The 8,797-nt window shown below is 71.4% G+C and carries 9 protein-coding genes; 3 read left to right on the forward strand and 6 right to left on the reverse strand.

The window, feature by feature from the left end; all coding sequences use genetic code 11:
• The 3 genes from Q0C12_RS13925 to Q0C12_RS13935 all read left to right on the forward strand — a co-directional run.
• The coding region (locus Q0C12_RS13925) for a cation-translocating P-type ATPase (RefSeq protein ID WP_290891213.1) at window positions 1-1,431 on the forward strand (1,431 nt) is incomplete at its 5' end.
• Window positions 1,428-1,631, forward strand: coding sequence for a cbb3-type cytochrome oxidase assembly protein CcoS (gene ccoS / locus Q0C12_RS13930; RefSeq protein ID WP_290891216.1), 204 nt, complete (start codon window positions 1,428-1,430; stop codon window positions 1,629-1,631). The genes Q0C12_RS13925 and ccoS, both read left to right, overlap by 4 nt.
• Window positions 1,631-2,347, forward strand: coding sequence for a sulfite exporter TauE/SafE family protein (locus tag Q0C12_RS13935; RefSeq protein WP_290891218.1), 717 nt, complete (start codon window positions 1,631-1,633; stop codon window positions 2,345-2,347). The genes ccoS and Q0C12_RS13935 overlap by 1 nt, the downstream gene beginning before the upstream one ends.
• Before the next feature lie 19 nt (window positions 2,348-2,366).
• Here Q0C12_RS13935 and Q0C12_RS13940 read toward each other — a convergent pair whose 3' ends face one another.
• The 6 genes from Q0C12_RS13940 to rfbB all read right to left on the reverse strand — a co-directional run bounded on the left by Q0C12_RS13940 (window position 2,367) and on the right by rfbB (window position 8,726).
• A complete protein-coding gene (locus Q0C12_RS13940; RefSeq protein ID WP_290891220.1) occupies window positions 2,367-3,119 on the reverse strand; it encodes a helix-turn-helix domain-containing protein in 753 nt (250 codons plus the stop codon).
• A gap of 7 nt (window positions 3,120-3,126) precedes the next feature.
• Window positions 3,127-5,190 carry a S9 family peptidase gene (locus tag Q0C12_RS13945; protein ID WP_290891222.1) on the reverse strand — a complete coding sequence of 688 codons (2,064 nt, stop codon included), beginning with the start codon at window positions 5,188-5,190 and terminating at the stop codon, window positions 3,127-3,129.
• 141 nt (window positions 5,191-5,331) lie between these two features.
• Window positions 5,332-6,234, reverse strand: a complete 903-nt coding sequence (rfbD, locus tag Q0C12_RS13950; protein ID WP_290891224.1) for a dTDP-4-dehydrorhamnose reductase — start codon at window positions 6,232-6,234, stop codon at window positions 5,332-5,334.
• Complete coding sequence (rfbC, locus tag Q0C12_RS13955) at window positions 6,231-6,788, reverse strand: dTDP-4-dehydrorhamnose 3,5-epimerase (RefSeq protein WP_290891226.1); 558 nt, start codon at window positions 6,786-6,788, stop codon at window positions 6,231-6,233. Before rfbC ends, rfbD begins: the two co-directional genes overlap by 4 nt.
• Window positions 6,785-7,669 carry a glucose-1-phosphate thymidylyltransferase RfbA gene (rfbA, locus tag Q0C12_RS13960; RefSeq protein WP_290891228.1) on the reverse strand — a complete coding sequence of 295 codons (885 nt, stop codon included), beginning with the start codon at window positions 7,667-7,669 and terminating at the stop codon, window positions 6,785-6,787. Before rfbA ends, rfbC begins: the two co-directional genes overlap by 4 nt.
• 1 nt (window position 7,670) lies before the next feature.
• On the reverse strand, window positions 7,671-8,726 hold the full coding sequence (gene rfbB, locus Q0C12_RS13965; RefSeq protein ID WP_290891230.1) for a dTDP-glucose 4,6-dehydratase: 1,056 nt from the start codon (window positions 8,724-8,726) through the stop codon (window positions 7,671-7,673).
• Window positions 8,727-8,797 lie beyond the last annotated feature (71 nt).

Raw genomic sequence — 8,797 nt, forward strand, 5'->3', positions numbered from 1 at the left:
GCGCCCGCGGGCCGCGAGCAGGTGCCGGTGGCCGCGCTGCAGGCCGGCGACGTCGTGCTGGTGGGTGTTGGTGAAGCGGTGCCCGCCGACGGCGCGCTGCTCGAGGCCGCGGCCTCGTTCGATGAGTCCCTGCTCACCGGCGAATCGGTGCCGGTGGCCCGGCAGCCCGGCGACGCGCTCTACGCCGGCAGCCTCTGCCGCGAGCAGGCGGCGGCGATGGCGGTGCAGCGCACCGGCAGCGACACGCGGCTGTCGCAGCTCACGCGCGCGGTCGAGCAGGCGCAGGCGCAGCGGCCGCGGGTGGCGCGGCTGGCCGATGCGGTGGCGACGCGGTTCGTGTCCGCGCTGTTCGTGGTGGCGGCCCTGGTGTTCTTCGCGTGGTGGCAGTTCGCGCCGGAGCGGGCCTTCGAAGTCGCGCTGGCGGTGCTGGTCGTCAGCTGCCCCTGCGCACTGTCGCTGGCCGTGCCGGCGGCGCTGGCCACCGCCCACGGCACGCTGGCGCGCATGGGCGTGCTGGCGCTGGGCGCCGATGCGCTGGAATCACTGGCGCGCGCCGACACCGCGGTGATGGACAAGACCGGCACGCTGACCACCGGCCGGCCGGCGCTGGCCAGCGCGGCGGCCTTCGATGGCGGCGACGTTGCCCCCTGGCTGCGTATCGCCGCGGCGCTGGAGCAGGATGCCGGGCATCCGATCGCGCTCGCCTTCGCGCGTCGCGACGTGGCGCCCGCGCAGGGCGTGCGGGCAACGCCCGGCCAGGGCGTCGAGGGCATCGTGGACGGCCGGCGCTTCCGCCTGGGTCGGGCTGACTTCGCGGCTGCGCGCGCCGATGACGGTGCGCTCTGGCTCGGCGACGGCGCGTCGGCGTTCGCGCGCTTCACGCTGTCCGATCCGCTGCGCGCCGACGCCGGCGCGGCCATCGCCGCGCTGCGTGCGCTCGGCGTGGCGCCGCGCATCCTCAGCGGCGACGGCGTGGAAGCGGTGGCCTCGGCCGCGCACGCGCTCGGGGTCGAAACGCAGGCCGCGCGCCAGTCGCCCGAACAGAAGCTGGCGGCGGTGCGCGCGCTCCAGGCCGATGGCCACCGCGTGCTGATGCTGGGCGACGGCATCAACGATGCGCCGGTGCTGGCCGGCGCCGACGTGTCGATGGCGATGGCCGACGGGGCGCCGCTCGCGCATCGCGCCGCGGACCTGGTGCTCACCGGTTCCTCGCTGGTGCGCGTGCCGCAGGCCGTGGCGCTGGCCCGTCGCAGCCAGCGCGTGATCCGGCAGAACCTGGGCTGGGCGCTGGCCTACAATCTGGTGGCCCTGCCCTTCGCCGCGCTGGGCTGGGTGACGCCGGGGCTGGCCGCGCTGGGCATGGCGGCCTCCTCGCTGGTGGTCACCGCGAACGCATTGCGCCTGGGCCGCGTCGACCAAGGAACGCCATGAACATCCTGCTGGCCCTGATCCCGATCTCGCTGCTGTTGCTGCTGGTCGCCATCGGCGCCTTCCTGTGGGCGGTGCGGCGCGGGCAGTTCGATGATCTCGACACGCCCTCGCTCGACATCCTGGGCGACGATGAGCGCCCCGCGCCCGACCCCAAACGCGGCGAGTCGCCGGCCGCGCCGCCACCGCGCCGGGACGACTGATGCCGGTCGATGTCACCGTCCTGCTGGCGGCACTGCTCACCGGCCTGCTCGGCGGGCTGCACTGCGCGGCGATGTGCGGCGGCATCGCCACCGGGCTGGCCGCGTCCCTGCCGAAGCCCGGCTTCGCGCCGGCGTTCGCGCTCAACGGGGGTCGCCTGCTGGGCTACACGCTGGCCGGCGCCATCGTCGGCGGGTTCGGCGGCGGCCTGCTCGCGCTGGCGCGCTCCGACGGGCTGGCCACGTCGCTGCGCGTCGCGATGGGCGTCGTGCTGCTGGTCGCGGCGGCGCGGCTGCTGTGGCCGGCGCGGCTGGGCTTCGTGGCGCGAGGTGGCCAGTGGTTCTGGCAGAAACTCCGGCCGATCCAGGCGCGCTTGGTGCCGGCGGCCGGGCCGCTGCGCCCCTGGGCACTGGGATTGTTCTGGGGCTGGCTGCCCTGCGGCCTGTCGACGACGCTGCTGGCCGCCGCCTGGCTCGAAGCCAGCGCCCTGCACGGCGCGCTGCTGATGCTCGCCTTCGGCACCGGCACGCTGGCGACGATGCTGCCCATCACCTGGAGCGGCGCCCGCCTCGGCGGGCTGCTGAAGCAGCGAGGCTGGCGCCTCGGCGGCGCCTTCGTGATCGCCCTCGCCGGCCTGGTGACGATGGCCGGCCCGTGGCTCGCCGCCCAACCCGCCATCCACGACGTCCTGGTCGCCCTGGGGTGTCGCTCCGTGTGACCCGCCACCTTGTGGGAGGTCAGGGGTGGGCGCGGGTGTGGGGCTTGGCGGGGCCGTGGACCATGGCGTCGAGGCGGGCCATGTCCAGGATCTGCAGCTGGCGGCCGCGGACCGAGATGATGCCGTCGTCCTGCATCTTGGTCAGCGTGCGGCTGACGGTTTCGATCACCATGCCGAGGTAGCTGGCGATGTCCTCGCGGCTCATCGGCAGCATGAACTGGTCGCCGGGGCGGCCCAGCTGCCGGTAGCGCTCGGAAAGCCCGTGCAGGAACAGCGCCAGCCGCTCCGGCGCCTGCCGTCGGCCGAGCATTTCCATGTGCGTCTGGTCGCGGTTGATGCCCTGGCCAATGATTCGCAGCAGCTGGTGCTGCAGGCCCGGCAACCTGGAGCACACGTGCTCGAGCTGGGTCAGCGGGATCTCGCAGACCGTGGCGCGGGTCAGCGCCTGCGCTTCGCAGGCGTGGTGGCCGCTGCCCAGCGCGTCCAGGCCCATCAGCTCGCCGGGCAGGTGGAAGCCGATCACCTGGACGTCGCCGTCCTGGTTGGTGGCGAGCGTCTTGAACGCCCCCTCGCGCGCGACGAACAGCGAGCCCAGGTTCTGGCCGGCCCGGAACAGGGTTTCGCCCTGCTCCAGCGGGCGCTTGCTGCGCACGATGTCGTCGAGCTGCTGCAGGTCGTCGCCGCCGATGCCGGCCGGCAGGCACAGCACGTGCAGCGAGCACTGCGCGCAGCTCTTGCGCAGCCGGTCGAGGTCGACGACCTGGGCACTCACTGCGCGCTTACTCCTTCGTCCAGCGCTTGAGCCAGTCGTTCACCGCGTCGTGCCACTGCACGCTGTTGTGCGGCTTGAGGATCCAGTGGTTCTCGTCCGGGAAGTACAGCAGCTGGCTTTCGACGCCATTGCGCTGCGCCGCGCTGAACGCGGCCAGGCCCTGCTCGACCAGCACGCGATAGTCCTTCTGGCCGTGGATCACCAGCATCGGCGACTTCCACTTCGAGACATGGTTGATCGGGTTGAACTGCTCGTAGTTCTGCGGGACCTGCACCGGCGTGCCGCCGTTCTCCCACTCTGTGAACCACAGCTCCTCGGTGTTGAAGCCCATGATGCGGGTGTCCACCACGCCGGCGTGGTTGACCAGGCACTTGAAGCCATCGGGCCAGTTGCCGGCGATCCAGGCCACCATGTAGCCGCCGTAGCTGCCGCCGAGCGCACAGGCGCGGTCGCCGTCGAGGAAGGAATACTTTTCCTGCGCGAAGGCCCAGCCCTTCTGCAGGTCTTCCAGCGGCTTGCCGCCCCAGTCCTGCGAAATGGAATCGGTGAAGGCCTGGCCGTAGCCGGTGGAGCCGTGGAAGTCGATCATCACCACCGCGAAGCCCTGGCCGGCGTAGGTCTGGGCGTTCCAGCGGTAGTGGAAGTTGTCGCCGAAGCTGCCCTGCGGGCCACCGTGGATCAGGAAGGCGACCGGGTACTGCTTGCCTTCTTCGTAGCCCACCGGCTTCACGACGTAGCCGTACACGGTTTCGTCGTTCCAGCCCTTGAAGCTGAACTGCTCGAACTCGCCGAAGGCGATGTCCTTGAGGGCTTCCTCGTTGGCGCGGGTGACCTGGCGCGCGGCGCTGCCGTCGGCGCGGGCGACGAAGGCCTGTCCCGGCGTGTCGAGGTCGCTGACCACGTAGGCCAGGGTGTCGCCGACGAGGTCGAAGCCGCCGAGCGTGCCGCCCGGCACCACCTTGGTGGCGGCGCCGCTGGCGATGTCCACGCGGTAGAGCGGGTAGGTACCGATGTCCTGCGTGGTCGTGTAGATGTACTTGCCGTCGGCCGAGAGCGTGATGCTGCTGGCCGAGCGGTCCCACTCGGGCGCGATCTCGCGGATCTTGCCGCTGGCCAGGTCCATCGCCATCAGCGCCAGGCGGTCGGCCTCGAAGCCCGGGCGCTTCATGGCGCGGTAGTAGAGCGTCTTGCCGTCGGCGCTGAACACCGGGCCGGTATCGGTGGCCGGGTTGGCTGCGGTCAGGTTCTGCGGCGCACGGCGCGCGCGCACCCAGACGCGGTGCAGGTCGAAGTTGGTGGACCAGGCCTCGCCGCGGTCGGCGGCGCGCACGCTGTAGACGATGGACTGGCCGTCGGGCGCCCAGGTGTATTCGCTGGCGTCGCCGAAAGGCTTGGACGGGATGTCGCCGAGCACGCCGGCCGACAGGCGCACGGGCTCACCGGCGGCTTTGCCGTCGGCGCCGAAGCGGGCCACGAACAGCTGGTTCAGGCGGCCGTCCATCCAGGTGTCCCAATGGCGCACGAACAGCTTGTCGTACAGCACGCCGGTGGTCTTGGCCGCGGCCTTCTCGTCCAGCCGGGCCTTTGTGCAGGCCAGGTCGGCGCAGTCGGGGAACACTTCCAGGCTCACCGCCACCGACTGGCCGTCGGGCGAGAGCTTGTAGCTGCCCACGTCGAGCGGGAAGTCGGTGACCTGCACCGCGTCGCCGCCGGCCACGCCCTGCTTCCACAGCTGCTGCGAGCCTGACTTGGCGCTCAGGAAGAAGACATGCGCGCCGTCGGGCGAGAACGCCGGGCTGTTCACGTTCATGCCCTCGGCGGTGAAGCGCACCGGCGGCGCCGCGTCGCGCGCCAGCAGGTCTTCGATCCAGAGGCCGGTGCTGGCCTTGTTGGCCTCGAAGTCGACCTCGCGCACCGCCACCACCAGCTTGCGGCCATCGGGCGACAGGGTGGGCGACGAGACGCGGTCGAGCGTGACCATGTCGCGGGCGTCGAAGGGACGGGCGGCCTGGCTGGCGGCGGGCAGCAGGGCCGGCAGCAGCAGGGCGATCAGGGCGGGACGCAGGGTCATCGAATCGGCCTCCGGTGGCGAGGCCCCCATGGTAGGCAGCCCGGGCGGGCTAAGCAAAGGCGACCTTCGGCCAGGGGTGGCGATGTCCGAGCGGACGATGGACCGGCGCGCCTTCGGCATCACACCCCGGTGGGAGGGACTTCAGGGCTGTCGGGCCACTTCGTCGAGGACGTCGGCCAGGCCTTCGCGCCAGTCGCCCAGGCCGGCACCGAAGTCGCGGGCGAAGGCGCTGGAATCCAGCCGTGAGTAGGCCGGGCGTTTCGCCTTGGTCGGGTACTGGTCGCTGGTGATGGCTTCCAGGGTTGGCGCGGCCTCGAGCAAACCGCGGGCCACCGACTCTTCGAAGATCGCCGCGGCGAAATCGTGCCAGCTGCACTCGCCGTCGGCGGCGAGGTGCCAGGTGCCGCTGGTGGCCGGAGCGACGCCAAGCGTGGCGGCCAGGGCCACCGCAATGCGGTGGGCCGCGGTCGGCGCGCCGACCTGGTCGGCGACCACGCGCAGGTGGCCGCGCTCGCGCGCCAGCCGCAGCATCGTCAGCAGGAAATTGCTGCCGCGCGCGGCGTACACCCAGCTGAGCCGGAAGATGCGGTGCGTCGCGCCGCTGTCGCGCACGGCCTGTTCGCCCTGCCACTTGCTCAGGCCGTAAGCCCCCAGCGGCGCGGCCGGATCGGACTCGCGCAGCGGCCGGCAGGCGCTGCCGTCGAACACGTAGTCGGTGGAGAGATGCACGAAGGGCACGCCCGCGGCCGCGCAGGCGCGCGCCAGCAGGCCCGGTGCCTCGGCGTTGATGCGGTGCGCGAGGTCGGGTTCGTCCTCGGCGCGGTCGACCGCGGTGTAGGCGGCGGCATTCACCACCCAGTCGGGGCGCACGGCATCGACCAGGCCGGCGAGGCTGGCGGGTTCGGCGAAGTCGGCGGCGAGGCAAGGCGTGCCGTCGGGCAGCCGGCCACTGCGGGTGGTGGCGACGAGCTCGCCGCGCGCGGCGAGCGGCGTGCGCAGGGCTTCGCCGACCTGGCCGTTGGCGCCCAGCAGCAGGATCCTCATCCGCCGTAGACCGGCAGGCGATCCTCGGCGACATCGGCGAGGAAGGGCGCGACCGCATCCTTGGGCGAGAGCAGCGGCTCGGAGACCGGCCAGTCGATGCCGAAGGCGGCGTCGTTCCAGCGCAGGTTGGCGTCGGCGGCGCGGTCGTAGGGCGCGGTGACGAGGTAGTGGAAGGTGGCGCGCTCGGACAGCACCACGAAGCCGTGCGCGAAGCCCTCGGGGATCCAGAACTGGCGCTTGTTCTCGGCCGACAGCACCACCCCGAGCGACTGGCCGAACGTGGGCGAGCCGCGGCGGATGTCGACGGCAACGTCGTAGACCTCGCCCTCGAGCACGCTGACGTACTTGGCCTGCGGGTTGGGCCACTGGTAGTGCAGCCCGCGCAGCACGCCGCGCACCGACGAGGACACGTTGCCCTGCACGAACACGGGCGCCAGCCCGTGCTCGGCGAAGGCGGCGCGGTTCCAGCTTTCGAAGAAGAAGCCGCGGTCGTCGCCGAAGACCTTCGGCTCGAACATGAGGCAGCCCGGCAGGGCGGTCTCGGTTACTTTCACTTCACGACCCCGCGCTGCACCAGCGACAGCAGGTACTCGCCGTAGCCATTCTTGGCCAGCGGCCGGGCCAGGGCCTGCAGCTGGGCGTCGTCGATCCAGCCGTTGCCCCAGGCGATTTCCTCCGGGCAGCACACGCGCAGGCCCTGGCGCGCCTCGATGGTCTCGATGAAGTTCGAGGCTTCCAGCAGCGACTGGTGGGTGCCGGTGTCGAGCCAGGCGTAGCCGCGGCCGAGCTGCTCGAGCTGCAGCGCGCCCTCGTCGAGGTAGCAGCGGTTGAGGTCGGTGATCTCGAGTTCCCCGCGCGGCGAAGGCTTGAGCGCCGCGGCGAACTCCGGCGCGCGGCCGTCGTAGAAGTACAGGCCGGTGACGGCGTAGTTGGACTTGGGCCTGGCCGGCTTCTCTTCCAGCCCGACCACCTTGCCGGTGGCGTCGAACTCGGCCACGCCGTAGCGCTCCGGGTCGCGCACGTAGTAGCCGAACACGGTGGCGCCATGCTCGCGCGCGTCGGCGCGCTGAAGCAGCTCGGTAAGGCCGGTGCCGTGGAAGATGTTGTCGCCCAGCACCAGGCAGCTGGGCTGGCCGGCCAGGAACTCGCGGCCGATCAGGAAGGCCTGGGCCAGGCCATCCGGGCTGGGCTGCACGGCGTACTCGATCTTCATGCCCCACTGCGAGCCATCGCCCAGCAGGCGCTTGAACAACTCCTGCTCGTGCGGGGTGTTGATGACCAGCACTTCGCGGATGCCCGCCAGCATCAGCACGCTGAGCGGGTAGTAGATCATCGGCTTATCGTAGACCGGCAGCAGCTGCTTGCTGACCGACTGCGTGATCGGATACAGCCGGGTGCCGGAGCCGCCGGCGAGGATGATTCCCTTGCGCGCCATGTCAGGCCTCCGTGCCGATGCGTTCGAGGCGGTAGCTGCCGTCGAGCACGCGGTTCACCCAGGCCTCGTTGGCCAGGTACCAATCCACCGTGGCCGCCATGCCTTCCTCGAAACTGACCGTGGGCGCCCAGCCGAGTTCGCCCTGGATCTTGCTGGCGTCGATGGCATAGCGGCGGTCGTGGCCGGGGCGGTCCTTGACGTAGGTGACCTGCGATTCGCGCGGCTGGCCGTCGGCACGCGGGCGGCGGGCGTCGAGCAGCGCGCACAGCGTGCGCACCACGTGGATGTTCTCGCGCTCGGCGTCGCCGCCGACGTTGTAGGTCTCGCCCACGCGCCCGGCCTCGAGCACGCGGCGGATGGCGCTGCAGTGGTCCCTCACGAACAGCCAGTCGCGGACGTTGCGGCCGTCGCCGTACACCGGCAGCGGGGCGCCGGCCAGGGCCTTCTGGATGATCAGCGGGATGAGCTTTTCGGGGAACTGGTACGGGCCGTAGTTGTTCGAGCAGTTGGTGGTGAGCACCGGCAGCCCGTAGGTGTGGTGGAAGGCGCGCACCAGGTGGTCGGACGCGGCCTTGGACGCCGAATACGGCGAATTGGGCGCGTACGGCGTGGTTTCGGTGAACTTGCCCTCGTCGCCCAGCGAGCCGTAGACCTCGTCGGTGGAGACGTGCAGGAAGCGGAAGCCGTCCTTGGCCGCGCCCTCGAGTGCCTTCCAGTAGTCGCGCGCCGCCTCGAGCAGGGCGAGGGTGCCGACCACGTTGGTCTGCACGAAGGCCGCCGGGCCGTCGATGGAGCGGTCGACATGGCTCTCGGCCGCGAAGTTGATGACGGCCTGCGGCCGGTGCTCGGCCAGCAGCTTCGCCACCAGCGCGCGGTCGCCGATGTCGCCCTGGACGAACACGTGGTTCGGGTTGCCATCCAGCGAGGACAGCGTGTCGAGGTTGCCGGCGTAGGTCAGCACGTCGAGGTTGATGGCGCGGACGCCCGACGCGACCGCGTCCAGCACGAAGTTACCGCCGATGAAACCGGCACCGCCGGTCACGAACCAGGTTTGCACTCAAGGACTCCTGCACGAGGACGCCCGGCGGGGGCCGGGGAGGGTGATGCGTCGGAACGCGATCAGAACGG

The organism is Arenimonas sp., assembly GCF_022842045.1.
Taxonomy (GTDB): Bacteria; Pseudomonadota; Gammaproteobacteria; order Xanthomonadales; family Xanthomonadaceae; genus Arenimonas.

Bases quoted from the DNA above. Each gene is read 5' to 3' on its own strand.
- ccoS (WP_290891216.1), top strand. From the start codon at position 1,428: ATGAACATCCTGCTGGCCCTGATCCCGATCTCGCTGCTGTTGCTGCTG.
- Q0C12_RS13935 (WP_290891218.1), top strand. From the start codon at position 1,631: ATGCCGGTCGATGTCACCGTCCTGCTGGCGGCACTGCTCACCGGCCTG.
- Q0C12_RS13945 (WP_290891222.1), bottom strand. From the start codon at position 5,190: ATGACCCTGCGTCCCGCCCTGATCGCCCTGCTGCTGCCGGCCCTGCTG.
- rfbD (WP_290891224.1), bottom strand. From the start codon at position 6,234: ATGAGGATCCTGCTGCTGGGCGCCAACGGCCAGGTCGGCGAAGCCCTG.
- rfbA (WP_290891228.1), bottom strand. From the start codon at position 7,669: ATGGCGCGCAAGGGAATCATCCTCGCCGGCGGCTCCGGCACCCGGCTG.